The 15,752-nt window shown below is 41.8% G+C and carries 9 protein-coding genes, 1 other RNA gene and 2 pseudogenes; 8 read left to right on the forward strand and 4 right to left on the reverse strand.

Annotated elements, in window-relative coordinates:
* Positions 1 to 100 precede the first annotated feature (100 nt).
* Positions 101 to 2,323 (forward strand): TonB-dependent receptor, encoded by a 2,223-nt coding sequence (locus AAEU31_RS02230; protein ID WP_421966273.1) that lies wholly within the window; start codon positions 101 to 103, stop codon positions 2,321 to 2,323.
* Positions 2,324 to 2,363: 40 nt separating this feature from the next.
* On the opposite strand, the gene AAEU31_RS02235 is transcribed toward AAEU31_RS02230, so the two are convergent.
* Complete coding sequence (locus tag AAEU31_RS02235) at positions 2,364 to 2,732, reverse strand: hypothetical protein (protein ID WP_421966274.1); 369 nt, start codon at positions 2,730 to 2,732, stop codon at positions 2,364 to 2,366.
* A gap of 44 nt (positions 2,733 to 2,776) precedes the next feature.
* Here AAEU31_RS02235 and AAEU31_RS02240 point away from each other — a divergent pair, with 44 nt between their 5' ends.
* Positions 2,777 to 3,343: a GNAT family N-acetyltransferase gene (locus AAEU31_RS02240; RefSeq protein ID WP_421966309.1), complete on the forward strand. Its 567-nt coding sequence runs from the start codon at positions 2,777 to 2,779 to the stop codon at positions 3,341 to 3,343.
* A 64-nt stretch (positions 3,344 to 3,407) separates the two neighbouring features.
* Positions 3,408 to 5,066, forward strand: coding sequence for a gamma-glutamyltransferase (gene ggt / locus AAEU31_RS02245; protein ID WP_421966275.1), 1,659 nt, complete (start codon positions 3,408 to 3,410; stop codon positions 5,064 to 5,066).
* 62 nt (positions 5,067 to 5,128) lie between these two features.
* Here the strand turns inward: ggt and AAEU31_RS02250 are convergent, their stop codons facing one another.
* Entirely contained in the window at positions 5,129 to 6,331 is a 1,203-nt protein-coding gene (locus AAEU31_RS02250; protein WP_421966276.1) for an aromatic amino acid transport family protein, read from the reverse strand.
* A 405-nt stretch (positions 6,332 to 6,736) separates the two neighbouring features.
* On the opposite strand from AAEU31_RS02250, the gene AAEU31_RS02255 reads away from it, so the two are divergent.
* On the forward strand, positions 6,737 to 7,642 hold the full coding sequence (locus AAEU31_RS02255) for a DMT family transporter (protein ID WP_135924091.1): 906 nt from the start codon (positions 6,737 to 6,739) through the stop codon (positions 7,640 to 7,642).
* A 24-nt stretch (positions 7,643 to 7,666) separates the two neighbouring features.
* Here the strand turns inward: AAEU31_RS02255 and AAEU31_RS02260 are convergent, their stop codons facing one another.
* The gene (locus tag AAEU31_RS02260) at positions 7,667 to 8,545 is read right to left on the reverse strand and encodes a flagellar protein MotY (protein ID WP_421966310.1); all 879 of its coding nucleotides are present in this window, start codon (positions 8,543 to 8,545) and stop codon (positions 7,667 to 7,669) included.
* A gap of 216 nt (positions 8,546 to 8,761) precedes the next feature.
* Here AAEU31_RS02260 and rnt point away from each other — a divergent pair, with 216 nt between their 5' ends.
* Positions 8,762 to 9,442, forward strand: a complete 681-nt coding sequence (rnt, locus tag AAEU31_RS02265) for a ribonuclease T (protein WP_135924092.1) — start codon at positions 8,762 to 8,764, stop codon at positions 9,440 to 9,442.
* Here the strand turns inward: rnt and AAEU31_RS02270 are convergent.
* Positions 9,426 to 11,051 carry a flagellar assembly protein A gene (locus AAEU31_RS02270; RefSeq protein WP_421966277.1) on the reverse strand — a complete coding sequence of 542 codons (1,626 nt, stop codon included), beginning with the start codon at positions 11,049 to 11,051 and terminating at the stop codon, positions 9,426 to 9,428. The two genes, rnt and AAEU31_RS02270, sit on opposite strands and share 17 nt — an antisense overlap.
* A 277-nt stretch (positions 11,052 to 11,328) precedes the next feature.
* Here AAEU31_RS02270 and ssrA point away from each other — a divergent pair.
* From ssrA to hsdR, 3 genes and pseudogenes are all read left to right on the forward strand, one after another.
* Positions 11,329 to 11,686, forward strand: a transfer-messenger RNA (tmRNA) gene (gene ssrA, locus AAEU31_RS02275).
* A gap of 198 nt (positions 11,687 to 11,884) precedes the next feature.
* Positions 11,885 to 13,078: pseudogene (locus tag AAEU31_RS02280) on the forward strand (integrase domain-containing protein).
* Positions 13,079 to 13,279: 201 nt separating this feature from the next.
* Positions 13,280 to 15,726, forward strand: a pseudogene (gene hsdR / locus AAEU31_RS02285) (EcoAI/FtnUII family type I restriction enzme subunit R).
* Positions 15,727 to 15,752: the final 26 nt, after the last annotated feature.

The raw sequence follows: 15,752 nt of genomic DNA on the forward strand, positions 1-15,752 counted from the left end.
TAATGCCCTTCCAGAGGAAAGATGCTTATAGCTAAGCGTCTTTTTTTATGCCTGAAATTTATGGGCGAAAATACACACACGGTATCCTTTGGAGTTTTAATTGAAATTACGTCATCTCTCACAGTTAACTGTGGCCATTGTTGCTGCATTATCTACTTCAGCGTTTGCTGAGCAAGAAAAAACCTCTGCTAAACAAGATGCTTTCGAGAAAATCGAAGTAACAGCGCGTAAGCGTACAGAAAGCATTTTTGAGTCGCCAACAGCGGTGACATCAATCGGTGAAAACCTGATTGATAAAGCAAACATGAGCAACCTAGAAGACATTGGTAAATACGTACCTAACCTAAACATCACCCGTTATGGTGTAGGTAATGCGGCCCATGCATCCGTGTTTATTCGTGGTATTGGTTTACAAGACCACGTGATCACAACTGATCCGGGCGTGGGTGTTTACCTAGACGGTGTTTACCTTGGTCGCCAAATGGGCTCAAACTTATCATTACCAAATGTTGAGCGTGTAGAGGTGTTACGTGGTCCACAAGGTACTTTGTACGGTCGTAACACATTAGGTGGTGCTGTAAATATTATTACTAAGCAACCAGGTGATGAAGGCATTGTAACGACAACGGCAAAAGTAGGTAGCCGTGGCCGTTTAGCGGGTGACGTTTACTTTAATAACAGCCTCACCGACACTGTAAGCATGTCTGCAAGCGTGTCTTATAAGCAACGCGATGGTGTAGGTGAAGCGATTAAACTTGCTAACCCAGAAAAAGAAATCGGTGAAGAGCAAGAGTTAAGCGGTCGTATGGCGCTTAAATGGCAAGCAAGCAGCGACTTATCTTTTGTGTTCTCAATTGATGGTGTTGATAACGAATCAGGCCAATCACCATACACAATTGAATTAACAGCGCCACTGGATCCGAATGACCCATTCAATGGTGATTTCCCATTACTAACAGAAGATATGTTACCAAGCGATCCTGATGATTTAGCATCAACGGTAGCAGGTATTGAGTCGACAGCTTACTCAGGCTGGGGCACGTCTTTAACCGCTGATTGGGACATCAATAATACCTACACAGCTAAGTTCATCACCAGCTACCGTAGCTCAGAGTATGAAGGTGGTCTTGATGATGACGCTGTAGCTCTTAACTTATCTGAATTCCCTGAAGAAGGTGGTGCAGATCAATATTCATTCGAAATCCAATTAAACGGTAGCTTCGATAACATGGACTTTGTGTCTGGTTTGTACTTCTTTAATGAAGATGGCTTCACAAGTTCTGGTCCGTTTGTATTTAGCCCATTCAACACACCAGATGGCCTTTTAAATGATGGTACTACCGCGTCGTTTGGTGATTACGGTTACTTTGATATCAACCAAGAGACTAACTCATACGCGGCTTATATCAATGCAAGCTATGACCTAAGCGACGATTTAACGGTGGGTGGTGGTCTACGTTATTCGAAAGATAAAAAAGAAGCCGATGCCTTGTTCCCAACGTTTGCGACACGTAAATACGTAAGTGCTGATTTTGATGCAGTAACATGGGATTTAAATGCGTCGTACCAGCTTAGCAATAACATGAACGTGTATGGCCAAATCCAAAAAGGTTATCAAACAGGTGGTTTCCCACCGCGTCCATTTGGTGGTCCTGATCAATTTGTTTCTTTCGATGAAACAAAAGCTATTAACTATGAGCTAGGCCTTAAAGGTCAGGTACATGAAGATATATCTATGATGCTTGCAGTGTTTGTTACTGACTACACAGACCTTGCATTACCATTCTCAGATCCAACTGCAGGTGGCGGTTTCGTTACTATCGTAGAAAATGCGGGTGAATCTAAAGCACAAGGTATCGAGCTTGAGACAACAATTGCATTTACTGATGACTTTACGCTACGTAGTGCTATTGGTTACCTAGATTCAGAAATCACAGAAGTAGATGACGGTGTATTAGGTATTGGTAAAGGTGATTCACCAGCACTAACACCACGTTGGACTGTGATGGTCGCACCTTCTTATTTCATTGATTTAAGTAACGGTGGCACAGTGGCAGTAAACGCAAACTACTCTTACCGTAGCGATATGCAAGGTCAATCAGTTTTCAACCAAAGTGAACACATTGATTCGCGTGAATTAGTTGGCTTTAACATCTCTTACTTAAACCCGAACGGTGACTTTGAAGTGACTCTTTACGGTGAGAACGTGTTAAACGAAGTTTATGATGTAGGTCGCTTACAACAATCTGGCTTTGTTGGCGTGATGCGCAGCAACGACCGCAGCGAATTTGGCTTAAAATTCAAAAAAGAATTTGAGCTTTAATTACTAACAAAAAAGGGCAAGTAAATACTTGCCCTTTTTATTAATTATTTTTTTCTTGCTCGCGTTGTTCACGCACTTCTTTTAGCTGTTCAGCTAGCTCCTTGGCTTTTTGCTTGGTTTTTTCGGTAAGTTCACCTGCTGCTTCTTTGCTCTCAATCCATGCGTCTAAGGCAATTTCTTTACCGTCGTCATACATGTTTAAGCCCATTTTTTTACTCTCTTCGAGTAATTCTTGCAGCGAGTCATCATTAAACTCATTGGTGGCGTCTTTTACGTCGCCCCAAGCGTCATTAAGAGCTTGCTTTACTTCTTCTTTTGCTTCGCTGGCATCTTTCTTTGCTTGCTCGGCATCGTCACATCCTGTTAAGGCTATACAGCCTAATAAAACTAAGCTTGCTAATTTTTTCATAATTTTCTCTAATGGTTATCCAACTCCACAAGCAGTATAAACAAATAAAAATGAACATAGCTAGAACAACACGTTTAAGTTTTCGATTAATGGATGGCAATGATGCCGAGCTTTTATATGAGCTCGATAACGACCCAGAGGTAATGAAATATCTAACTCGTGGCAAAATATCCAGTATGCAGACTATCAAAGAGGTATTCATTCCACGCTTGGATGCATATCGTAATGAGCAAAAAGGATGGGGGCTTTGGCAGGTAAATATCATCGAGAGCAATACATTTATCGGCTGGGTATTAGTACGGCCTATGGGCTTTTTTGAACAGCCTGATTACAGTGATTTAGAAATTGGTTGGCGCTTTAAACAAATTAGCTGGGGCAAAGGTTATGCGTCTGAGGCTGCATTAGCTGTTGCCCATGCGGTATGTCAGGATCCAACAGTTAAATCGCTCTCAGCAACAGCACTGAAGGATAACATCGGCTCTATTAAAGTGATGGAAAAGCTCGGGCTTAAATTTATTAAAAACTATAACCATACAGATGAGCACGGCAAATTACCTGCGGTGCTCTACTCTTGTCCAAAAGAGCAATTAACACCATTTGAACACAACTGATTGACCCAACCAGCTTTAACATGCGTAAATGGGTGAAAGTTTCATCAATAAAAAAGGAAGTTCTATGACTCATATAGTTAAGTATGCAGTGCGATTATGTTTCGTAGCCGTATTATTTTGTCATCAGTCACTACTTGCTAAGCAAGCAGCTGTGGCTATGCCTGATAGTTACAGCAGCGACACCGCTCGTGCCATTTTAGAGCAGGGGGGTAATGCAGTTGATGCAGCAATTGCTGCACAGTTCGTATTAGCAGTTACTTTACCTGAAGCCGGTAATATTGGCGGTGGCGGTTTTATGCTGATCCAAAAAGATGGCAAGGGTGATTTTATTGATTACCGTGAGACGGCTCCAGCTGCTGCACACAGAGATATGTATCTTGATGAAAAAGGAAATGTCATCGATAACATGTCGGTATACGGTATTCACGCAAGTGGTGTACCGGGCAGTGTTGCAGGTATGTGGCTTGCGCATCAAAAGCACGGCAGTTTAGAGTGGAAAACTCTGCTAGAGCCTGCAGTTAAGTTAGCAGAGCAAGGTTTTGTGGTTCATCCAAAATTAGCCGCCAGTATTGAGCGTTACATTGCGCGAATGGCTAAGAAGTCGGTTAACATTAACTTTTCAGATTACTTTGCTGATGCCAAAGCAAACAAGGTTTTCAAGCAGCCTGAACTTGCCGCCACATTAAAGCGTATTCGTGACCAAGGTAAAGCAGGCTTTTACGAAGGTGAGACTGCGAAAATCATTGCGACGTTTATGAAGCAACATGGTGGCATTATTACTGAGCAAGACTTAAAAGCTTATGAAGCTAAATCGCGTACACCAATTAAGGGTAACTGGCGTGGTTACGAAGTGCTCACATCGCCACCACCAAGTTCAGGTGGTATTGCTATTTTACAGTGGCTAAAAATGTACGACCTTGCAAAGCCAAAAGGAACACTTGAGCACAATTCAACAACCTATGTCCATATTTTGGCTGAAGTAGGTAAACGCGTATTCGCCGACAGAGCTGAATATTTAGGCGACCCTGATTTTTATGAAGTGCCAAAAACTGCATTGCTTGCAGATGACTATCTCGCCAAGCGAGCAAGTACAATTCGTCCAGATGCCATTTCAACTACCGAGAACATCAAACCTGGTTTACACGAAAGTGAACAAACAACGCACTTTTCTATTCTAGATAAGTGGGGCAATGCGGTAGCGAATACCACGACGATAAACTTGAGCTTTGGGAGTGGCGTTGTTGTTTCTGGCGCAGGATTTATTTTGAATGATGAAATGGATGACTTCAGTGCCAAGCCAGGTGTGATGAATGTATTTGGTGCAATTGGTGGTAAAGCTAACGAAATTCAACCACATAAACGCATGCTAAGCTCAATGACACCGACCATTCTACTTCAAGATAACAAAGTTAAAATGGTAACTGGCTCGCCGGGTGGCACCACGATTATTAGCTCTGTGTATGAGTCTATTTTAAATGCCATTGAATTTGATATGACCGCCGAGCAGGTTGTAGATAGTCCTCGTTTTCATCACCAGTTATGGCCTAAAAATGTGATTAGATACCACACAGGTCTTGAACCAAAAGTTGTTAAAGCCCTTGAGAAAATGGGTTATACACTTGATGAGCGCCATTTTGGTGATTTACATGTGATCATTAATAAAGACGGTAAATTAGATGCGGCCTCTGAAGCATCTGGCCGCGGTAAGGCGATGGTTTTTTAATTTCACCTTAAACCAGACACAAAAAAAGCACCCTCGGGTGCTTTTTTGATTTGATTAGTTGTTTAACCAATAGCTGGAATAAGCCCCGCCATTTGTAAACCTTGAGCACTAATAATAAGCACACCAAACAGGGCGGCCAGTGCTAAACCAATATTACCGCCTTTAACTTGGTAACCCGCATCTGGTTTGTTGCTTCGTTGCTTATAGACCATAGCAACCGGTAAAAACACCGCTAAAATAACCAGCGCAATGGCGGCGTAGCCAAGCGCCATAATAAACCCTTGCGGGTAGAATAGCGCAAAACCAAGCGGTGGAATAAAGGTGATCAAGGCTGTTTTGATACGATCTTTACTGCCATCACCTTTTTTAAATGCATCAGCAAAAAAGTCGAATAAGCCTAAACTCACCCCTAAGAAAGACGTGGCCAACGCTAAATCAGCAAAAATGTTTACTGCTGTGGCAACATGTGGGCTGTGAGCAATGCTAGCGACACTGCTTACGAATCCAGGTAACCCTTGGCTTTGTAGCAAGTCGCTTTGACTCATCATGCCTTGGCTAAGTAACTGCCAAAAAATGTAAATCACTAAAGGCAGGGCTGCACCTGCCACCATCACTTTACGAAGTGTTTTGATATCTAAACCCACGTATTTCACAATCGACGGAATAGAGCCATGAAAACCAAATGAAGTAAATACCACTGGAATTGCAGATAAAATCAGACCTTGTTCAATCGGCATTTCAAGTAAGTGCTGACCGTGAACATATGGTGTCAGCATATAAAATAAGCTCGCTAGTACGCATACCTTTATAGTGAAAAGTACGCGGTTAAGTTTATCAACTTTACTAGTGCCGAGCGTAACCACCGTACCAATTACCACAGCCAGAATGACTGAACCAACTTGCGGCGCTAAAGAAAGCGATAAACCAGAGTTAAGCTTTTCTTGTAATTGTGCACCGCCACCTGCGATATACGCCGCGCATAATGCGTAAAACAAAAACATCACTGAAAAGTTAGCCACCCATTGTCCACGTTTACCTAACCATGATTTAGCTAAGGTATTGAGGGTTGCGTCTCTGTCGGCATATTGATGTAGCTCTAGCATCAATAATGCTGTGTAGGTCATTAAAATCCATGTAAGTAAGATAAGTGATAACGCTGTTGTGAAACCAAGCCCTGCTGAGGCGATAGGCAATGCCAGCATCCCTGCACCTATGGTGGTGCCAGCAACAATTAACATGCTACCTATTGTTTTATTTTTAAGCACTTTTTGCCCCTTAAACTTCGTGAGAGGCAAGCAAGATATAACTTGTTTAACAAAACTTAAATAGTTTTGTTATAAATCAAAGAAATTAAATGTAACTTATGATTTACATGTGCAAACAGGCCGTTGAAAACGCCTAGAAACTTTATGGAAAATTGTCTGAGTTTTAGTGTTGACAAAATCACCATTTGGGTGGATTCTTAAGCTTCTTCAACTTACTTTTTAAATACCATGATGCAGCTAAACCAACGACCAACAAACAATTGTATGCGCCTGACCTCATCAGTCGTATGGTCTGTTATGTGCTGCGGTTAATTAAGTAAGTTTTACTAACCGCGTCCTAAGCGGTTGGTTATTTCTCTTTTAAATTCTCTTCCGCTTTTTTCGCCTTTTTAAAGGAATAAGCTTGTGCCTGTTAAAGCCTCATATTTTTTAATGGTGGTGATTTGGTCAACAACACCACTGGGTATTGTTTGGAGTAGTGAAACGGTAGCGCCGACCCTAGCCGTGTTTTTACGCATGCTGGTGGGACTGGTGTTGGCTGCCTTTGTCGTTGCTGTGGCTAATATCCGAGTGCCTTGGCATCGCCGCGCTTTGTTCCTCTATGGCTATTCGAGCATTGGTATTTTTGGTGGCATGTTATTAAGCTACATGGCCGCTAAAACGGTGCCTTCAGGGTTAATCTCGTTGATGTTTGGCCTTGCGCCAATTTTGTCGGGTTTACTTGCGCAAAAGATCTTGAACGAACCTAAGTTCAGTGCGGTTAAGCTTGCGGCACTTGGTTGCGCCTTAATTGGCTTATTTTTAGTGAGTCAGCGCCATATTCAAGGTGGGGTAGAGCAGCTTAGTGGTCTGCTATATGTATTTATGGCAGTGTGCTTTTTTAGTTTAAGTGGCGTGATGATCAAACGGGTAAGAATTGCTATTCACCCAATGGCCACCACATTTGGTGCTTTAGTATTTGTAACGCCACTGTTTTTTATTACTTGGTTGCTGGTAGATGGCCAACTTAATAGCCAGATGTGGAGCGCAAAATCACTGTACTCAATTGTTTACTTAGGCGTGTTTGGTTCATTAATTGGTGCGCTGGCTTATTTTCATGTATTGCAAAAATTGAACGCGAGTACAGTAGCATTAACAACGTTGATCACACCGAGCTTTGCAATTGCTATAGGTGGCTTATTAAACGATGAACCAATTGATCAAGAGCTGGTAATTGGTGCAACGGTTATTATGATAAGCCTAGCGTTCTTCCAGTTTGGCGATAAATGGATAAAACGTTTTAAAGGTATCAAGCCATTAGAAATGGGTTAAAGCGAGTAGCCGCAATAGCGGCTACTACATTTTAGCAATTTGAATCACTAAACGGCGGTTTGTGTTCCGGCCAAGAATGTTGTCGTTACTGGCAACATGGCGTTTTTCACCGTATCCTTCAGTATCAATTTTATTTTCATCAATACCTAAGCTAACTATATAGTCTTTAATCGCTTTTGCGCGCTTTTTAGATAATTCGAGGTTATTCCAGCGGCCGCCGTAACTATCGGTGTAAGACGAGATTGATATAGAGGCAATACTCGTATCGTACTTTAAGTATTCAGCTATTTTCTCCAAGCGCTTTTGCGATGTCTTAGTTAAGTTGCTGCTGTTTGGTTCGTAATTCATTACAGTGAACGAAATATCTTCGAAACTGTAGGGCAACATGGCATCGCGACATTGTAAAAATGCCCAGTAGGCTTGCTTGAAGTTAACACTTGATAAGCCAACGGCAATTTTGTCGGCACTGTTTTGCCAGTCTTGGTAATAAAATGTCGGTTGGTAACCTTTTTCAAGTTCTGTGAGCATCTCCCACGCAGTTTTATTACCCAGTTCGCCGTCAAACTTTCGTAACAGCTTCATATTAGCTAAATCACGGGCTGGGGTGCCTGCACGCCAGTGTGGTGGCACTGCTTTTAAGCCAGCAATGCTGTAGTTATCTGGCCTAACAACCATATCAAGATTAAAGTTAACGTCTTTATTTTTACTGGCCGTGGTGCTAAAAATAGCCTCACCATAGTAAGGAACTTCATGATTTAATTGGCATTCTAAGCGAGATGTTTTAACCATATTCCAGTTAGAAGTATCTGCTGTTGCAGTGTACTCACGCATAGCTGCGCTTGTATGTGTGGCAGCAAATAGCGACATAAGGCTTAAACTTAAAGGGAGTAATGAAAACTTCATCACGGTAAATCTCCAACAAATCATCAATGCCAATTAATTGGCAAGTTTGTGTGCTAAATAGTTAAAACTGCATAGCACAGCGCTAGCTGATTAGTTTAAAGCAAATAATGTGCCTAAAAACTTGTTAAGAATATACGATTTCAGTGTATTACCCCTAGCAGAGCAGCCGTGGTTTTTGACATAATAGCCAGCTTACACTGGCAAACCAAGAAGACTATGGAAAATACTGAACAAACTCTTTTCGCAAAACGCTTTCGTGGCTTTTTTCCTGTTGTGATTGATGTTGAAACTGCAGGCTTTAATAAAGACACCGATGCGCTATTAGAAATTGCCGCATCTGTATTAAAAATGGATGAACATGGTGTGTTAAGTATTGATCACACAGTTCATTTTCATGTTGAGCCATTTGAAGGCGCGAATATCGAGCAAGCGGCTATTGAGTTTAATGGTATTGATCCGTTTTCAGCTTTACGTGGTGCTGTACCAGAAGAAGAAGCGATTAAAGAGATCTGTAAAGTTGTGCGCAAGGCACAAAAAGCAGCAGGTTGTCAGCGTTCAGTGGTTGTAGCACATAACGCAGCGTTTGATCACGGCTTTTTAAATGCAGCGATTGAGCGTTGTAAAATTAAGCGTACACCATTTCATCCATTTGTTAGCTTTGATACCACCTCACTTGCAGGGCTTGCATTAGGGCAAACCGTTTTAGCCAAAGCGTGTAGAGCTGCTGGTATTGAGTTTGATAACAAACAAGCTCACTCAGCGCTTTATGATACCGAACGCACAGCCGAGCTATTTTGTTTGATCGTTAATCGCTGGCAGCAACTTGGTGGTTGGCCGCTACCAGAAACCGAAGTAACTGAAGAAGAACAAGACTCAGCCGCTAAAACGACTGAGTAATTTTTCCTTCAACATAGCGCAGCATATTAGGAGGGTAGATACGTGAAAACTGTTTACTCTCTTGTGCAATCTTAAGCTCCACCCCTGGGTGCATCAACTCATTTACTTTAAGCCTGCTTGTTGCTAGTAACCGTGAAATTTTTAGTTTGACCAAATGCTTTTTCTTTTTCGTACTGGCCGTTTTTAACTTAATTTGCTGCTCACTTGCAGTAATCTTATTAATGTAATGAGCCCGTTGTGTTGCATCTGGGATCTTGTTGGCTTTTTTGCGTGCTTGCTGTAGGGCAGCGGCTTTTGTTGCTAATAACTTTTCAAAGTCATTAATTTGTTGCTGCTTTTGGCGTAAATCATGCCAGTACTGCGCTATAAAAACACGAGTTTTGGTGCCTGATGGCGCACCAAGCTCGCCTGTTTCAATTCGCATAGCATCTAAAATATTGCCACCAATAATTTTACCGCGAGGATTGTTCGCTTTGCCCACACGAATAAGTCGTCTAGCACTTAAATCACAGTGTAATGCTTGGCGCTCTATAAACAGATCTTGCTGTGTTTTAATGTGGCAATATTGAGCATAACCAACAGAAATAGTGCGCTCGGCGGTAATATTGCAAGTAAAGGAATCTGCATTATCACGTTTACGACCAATCGCACCTAGCATAATTGTCACTTCGCTCTTGCTTTCAATAGTCGCTGATTCGACAAAACCTAAGACTGTAACATCGCCCGTTGCTTTAACGAACATACCATCTTTAACATCACCACTAATAATAACACTGCCATCAAACTCAACATGACCTGTACTTACATCAACATGATGAAAACACAATACATCATCAACACGCATACCACGGGGTAGGGCAACAGGCACCCCTTTAGCATCCGCGATCAGCATATTGCTATTAGCTGGGTCAATTCGTGTGCCTTCGAATGGTTCAAGAGGGAGATCTTTTCCGGGTTTAGCGGGTAAAACATCACCAAATACAGTAAAGCCATCTTCTCCACCGGTTGCAGGAACTCGCTGCATTAACGGCGTCCCAGGCTTAACTGTGATAATGGCACCTAAGTTGCGCATATCCACTTTACCGCCAGTGGTTTCTTGTGGGCTTAATACGCGGTCTTGTGCTGTTGAGCATAAACGCACGAATTTAGCATCAGTGCCTTCTTTGGGCATTCTGCCATGTGCAATAATAGCGGAGTAATGGGCGCCGGGGGGCTGTTTAAATTGTTGCCCTAAAAATGTATCAAGCGCTCGGATACTAATACCTTTTACAACACCGGCTTCAGCCAGCATTGCTTTAGCACAGTCCATGCTGATAATTTTTCCACCGCGGGCAGTTGTTATACTTGCTTCAACCACCATGTTTTTTTCATCAATGCTAATTTTTAACTGTGCATCTACAGCTTTGGCAACAATCAAAGACTGAGTTTGGTAATGGCTACTTGGCGTGAATAGCTTGCCGATATTGGCATCTACTAACTCAAAATTAGCATAAGGCGATTGTTCAATCGCTTCTATCAATTGTGCACTATTGATAGGAAAACCTGCATCTCGTGGGTGTTCTTGCAAAGAGACATCACCACTTTGCTTATCGAAGGTAAACATCGACATTTAGTAAGTCCTGTAAAATACGGCTTGTTATTATAGTTATGTGTTGCTACAGGATTTTTATAGTAGAGGTAACAACAACCCCCATTTCAGCACAACTTTTGTACTATGTTAAGATAATGTATGCATTAAATGTAAAAATATGTATAAAAACTGATATTTCCTGTTTGAAATTTCAGCATTCAAAGGGACTTAGCAAAAATAACCTCATTAATGCCTTGAGTAAAAACGACTTACTCAGTTATACTGCTTGCACACTCTGAATGAGATACCAAATTCAGGGGCTGATTAGGATTCGACGGAATTCAAGACGCCCGAGGTGCATGTCGAGGTGCGGTTGGCCTCGTAAAAAAGCCGCAATTTAAAGTAATCGCAAACGACGATAACTACGCTCTAGCGGCATAATAGCCCGCTAGCACTTCTCCGGTGTATGTCTGTGGACCCGGTTCTGAAGTGTCACCCTACACAGACTCGCTGCGGAAACCCTGGCCGGGGTTGAAGGGCTAAAACTAAGCGGCCTCGCCTTTGCAGATCGTGTTCGTCCGAGCTGTAAAGGTTAACTAAAAGACGATACTAAGCATGTAGTACCAAAGGTCGAGGCTTTTCGGACGGGGGTTCAAATCCCCCCAGCTCCACCAATACAGTGTTCGGTTACCACCGAAGACGACCTGAAACCCCTTAAACCTTCTAGGTTTGAGGGGTTTTTTGTATCTGTACAGTTCTACGTTGTTTCGCACTTTTCGGGTTAAGATGTTCCATAGAGTGTCTCACAAAATTGATAGGCTAAAAGTCATGGGCTATAGGTTGAAAGTGACCTCATTCAGCAGGTGCAGACAATGCCTAAAGTAGCAACTCGATTAAATGATACTCAAATAAAAAGAGCTAAAGCATCAGATAAAAATTATGAGTTATCAGATGGCGAAGGTTTAATTTTAAGAGTTCTCACATCAGGAACTAAATCTTGGATCTTTCGGTATAGTCCTCCCTATACCAAAAAAAGAACAAATATTAGCTTTGGTACTTACCCACTAATTACTCTAAAAGAAGCTAGGCAATTAAGAGAAGAAGCTCGCACATTACTCGCAAAAAACATTGATCCAAAAGAACACAAAAAACAGGCTGAGGCATTTGAAATAAGCGAAGCTCAAAACACTTTTAGGCTGGTGGCTCAAAAGTGGTTCGAAATAAAAAAGACTACTGTGACAGAAGGCTATGCTGAGGATTTATGGAGTTCTTTAGAAAACCACTTATTTCCTAGATTAGGAGATAGAGCAATAAGAGACTTAACAGCTCCTTTGGTTATTGAAGTGATGCAACCCTTAGCAGCCCGAGGAGTTTATGAGCTAATAAGACGTCTTTGCCAGCGTGTAAATGAGATTATGACGTATGCCGTTAATACGGGAATTATCCATGCTAATCCATTAGCTGGAATTAAAAGTGCCTTTCAGTCTCCTAAACGTAATCACATGAATACCATTGAGCCAGAAAGATTACCTGAATTATTAGAGCGATTAAATCGTGCAAGTATAAAATATACAACGCGATGCCTCATCGAGTGGCAATTACACACATTGTGCAGGCCATCAGAAGCAGCTTGTGCTAAATGGTCTGAAATAGATTTTGGAAATGAAATTTGGACTATTCCTGCAGAAAGAATGAAAGCAAGGAAGGAGCATAAAATTCCTTTAACTAAGCAGTCGCTACACTTACTTGAGCTTATGAAACCAATAAGTGCTCATTTAGAATATATATTTCCTGCGGACCGAAATCCTAGAACTCATACCAATCCACAAACGGCAAATGCAGCATTAAAAAGAATGGGCTTTCAAAACATTCTAGTCGCTCATGGCTTAAGAGCTTTAGGTAGTACAATTCTGAATGAAAAGGGCTTCGACCCTGATTTGATTGAAAGCGCATTGGCCCATACTGATAAAAATGAGGTTAGACGAGCATAAAATCGAGCTCAATATCTAGCTCGTAGAAGGGAGATGATGGAGTGGTGGAGTGAGCACTTAGTTCAAAATTTTTAGCAATAAAGGTTAATCAAAATTTGAGTAAGGGAGTTACTCAAAAGACATGGCTGTATATTGTAAATTAGAATCTTCTAAGATTCTTTGATTAATAAATTCTAATCTTTGCTAATTTTGACTGTTTTATATAGCATAACTGAACGTAGTATTACTTTATCGTCAGTTGGTTAAGCTGATGATAAATAGCAGGGAATGTTAGTTATGGATAAAAGAAAGCTCAGCGAAACCGATATAATAAGTAAGTTCATTCTACCCGCAGTTAAAACCGCAGGCTTGGACGATATTACCCAAATACGCCAAGAGGTTAAACTACGTGACGGTAAAGTAATCGTCCGTGGGCAACTTGGTGTACGTAAAACGGTCAAATCTGCTGATATAGTGCTTTACCATAAACCCAGTATGCCGCTTGCTGTTATTGAAGCTAAAGCGAATAAGCATGAAGTAGGCAAAGGTCTACAACAAGGCTTAGATTACGCTAGGCTGCTTGATGTGCCGTTTATATTTGCCTCTAATGGTGATGGCTTTATATTTCATGATAAAACCAAGCTAGGTACGGCTGATGCGCATAACCTCGAAACCGAAATACGCTTAGAAGATTTTCCATCACCACAAGAGCTTTGGGCTAAGTATTGCGCTTACAAGGGCTATGCTGAATCGCAACTCCCTATAATCAACCAATCTTACTATGACGATGGTAGCGGTAAACACCCGCGTTACTATCAGCTCCAAGCAATTAATAAAACAGTAGAGGCTATATCGTCAGGTAAAGACCGCGTACTCCTTGTTATGGCAACAGGAACCGGTAAAACTTATACCGCGTTTCAAATCATATGGCGCTTATGGAAATCACGTGCTAAAAAACGCATCTTGTTTTTAGCAGACCGCAACATATTGGTAGATCAAACTCGCATTAATGACTTTCAGCCGTTTGGTACGTCAATGACCAAAATTACCGGCAGAACAATCGACCCTGCTTACGAAATACATTTAGCACTTTATCAAGCGCTAACAGGACCAGAAGAATCTCAAAAAGCGTTTAAGCAAGTAGAACCAGACTTTTTCGACCTAATTATTATTGACGAGTGTCACCGTGGTAGCGCAAGTGAAGATAGCGCGTGGCGCGAAATACTTACTTATTTTAAAGGGGCAGCTCAAGTAGGTTTAACCGCAACACCAAAAGAAACCGACGAAGTATCAAACACCGATTACTTTGGCGACCCTGCTTATACCTATTCCCTTAAAGAGGGCATAGAAGATGGCTTTTTAGCACCGTACAAAGTGGTACGTGTTGATCTTGATGTAGACCTACAAGGCTGGCGGCCAACAAAAGGCCAGATTGATAATAACGGTGAACTAATACAAGACCGCATATACAACCAAAAAGATTTTGACCGCACTATGGTCATAGACGAACGCACCCAGCTAGTGGCCGAAACCATTACTAACTATTTAAAGCGTACAGACCCTATGGCTAAAACCATTGTGTTTTGTAACGACATAGACCACGCCGAACGTATGCGCCGCGCCCTTGCCAACTTAAACCCAGAGCAAATGGCTAAAAACGATAAGTACGTAATGAAGATCACCGGCGACGATGAACTAGGTAAAGGCCAACTCGATAACTTTATAAACCCTAAACGCCCATACCCAGTAATTGCCACGACCTCAGAACTCATGACCACAGGGGTAGACGCCAAAACCTGTAAGCTAGTAGTGCTTGATCAAAACATTCAATCAATGACCAAGTTTAAACAAATTATTGGTCGTGGTACCCGTATTGACGACCGCTACGGCAAGCTATGGTTTACGATACTCGACTTTAAAAAAGCCACTGAGTTATTTGCGATGAACGCTTTGATGGCACACCAGAAAAAGTAATTAAAGTAACGCCCACCGACATTGAAGACGAAGACGTTGATCTTGAATCACAAGATGATATAACCGATGTAGAGCATCCTGATAGCGTATTCGACGATAACTTAACTGTTGATGATACAACCGATTCTATTAATGACCCCAAAGGCGATGGCACGCTTGATGACAATTGGGAAGATGAAACAAACAAAATGGTTAAGTACCGCGTATCAGGTGTTACGGTTAGTAAAGTGGCAGAACGGGTGCAGTATTACGATACCGACGGTAAACTCGTTACCGAATCATTTAAAGATTACACCCGCAAAACTATGAGTAAGCAGTTCAGCTCACTTGATGAGTTTGTAAAACGTTGGAACGAGTCAGATCGTAAACAAGTTATTATCGATGAGCTTGCCGAACAGGGCATCATTTGGTCAGCGCTTGAGGAAGAAGTAGGCAAAGACATGGACCCATTTGATATGATCTGCCATGTTGTTTATGACCAACCACCCCTTACCCGTAAAGAGCGCGCAGATAACGTACAAAAGCGTAACTATTTCACTAAATATTCGGGTACCGCACACACCGTACTAGAGAACCTTCTGTTAAAATACGCCGATGTAGGCGTGCAAGAAATAGAGTCTATGCAAGCACTTAAAGTGGCGCCGTTTAACGAAATTGGTAGCCTAAGTGAAATAGTAAAAAAAGGCTTTGGTGGCAAACCACAATACGAGCAAGCACTTAAAGAGCTCGAAGCCGAAATTTACCAAATGCCAGCGCCTAAAACAGCCTAAATTTATCATTGCCGATGCTATGTATT

This window comes from Pseudoalteromonas thalassia (assembly GCF_049257215.1).
Lineage (GTDB): Bacteria > Pseudomonadota > Gammaproteobacteria > Enterobacterales > Alteromonadaceae > Pseudoalteromonas > Pseudoalteromonas lipolytica_C.

Excerpts from the sequence above, each read along its gene's own strand:
- AAEU31_RS02235 (WP_421966274.1), bottom strand. The coding sequence starts at position 2,732 with ATGAAAAAATTAGCAAGCTTAGTTTTATTAGGCTGTATAGCCTTAACA.
- rnt (WP_135924092.1), top strand. The coding sequence starts at position 8,762 with ATGGAAAATACTGAACAAACTCTTTTCGCAAAACGCTTTCGTGGCTTT.
- ggt (WP_421966275.1), top strand. The coding sequence starts at position 3,408 with ATGACTCATATAGTTAAGTATGCAGTGCGATTATGTTTCGTAGCCGTA.
- AAEU31_RS02260 (WP_421966310.1), bottom strand. The coding sequence starts at position 8,545 with ATGAAGTTTTCATTACTCCCTTTAAGTTTAAGCCTTATGTCGCTATTT.
- AAEU31_RS02270 (WP_421966277.1), bottom strand. The coding sequence starts at position 11,051 with ATGTCGATGTTTACCTTCGATAAGCAAAGTGGTGATGTCTCTTTGCAA.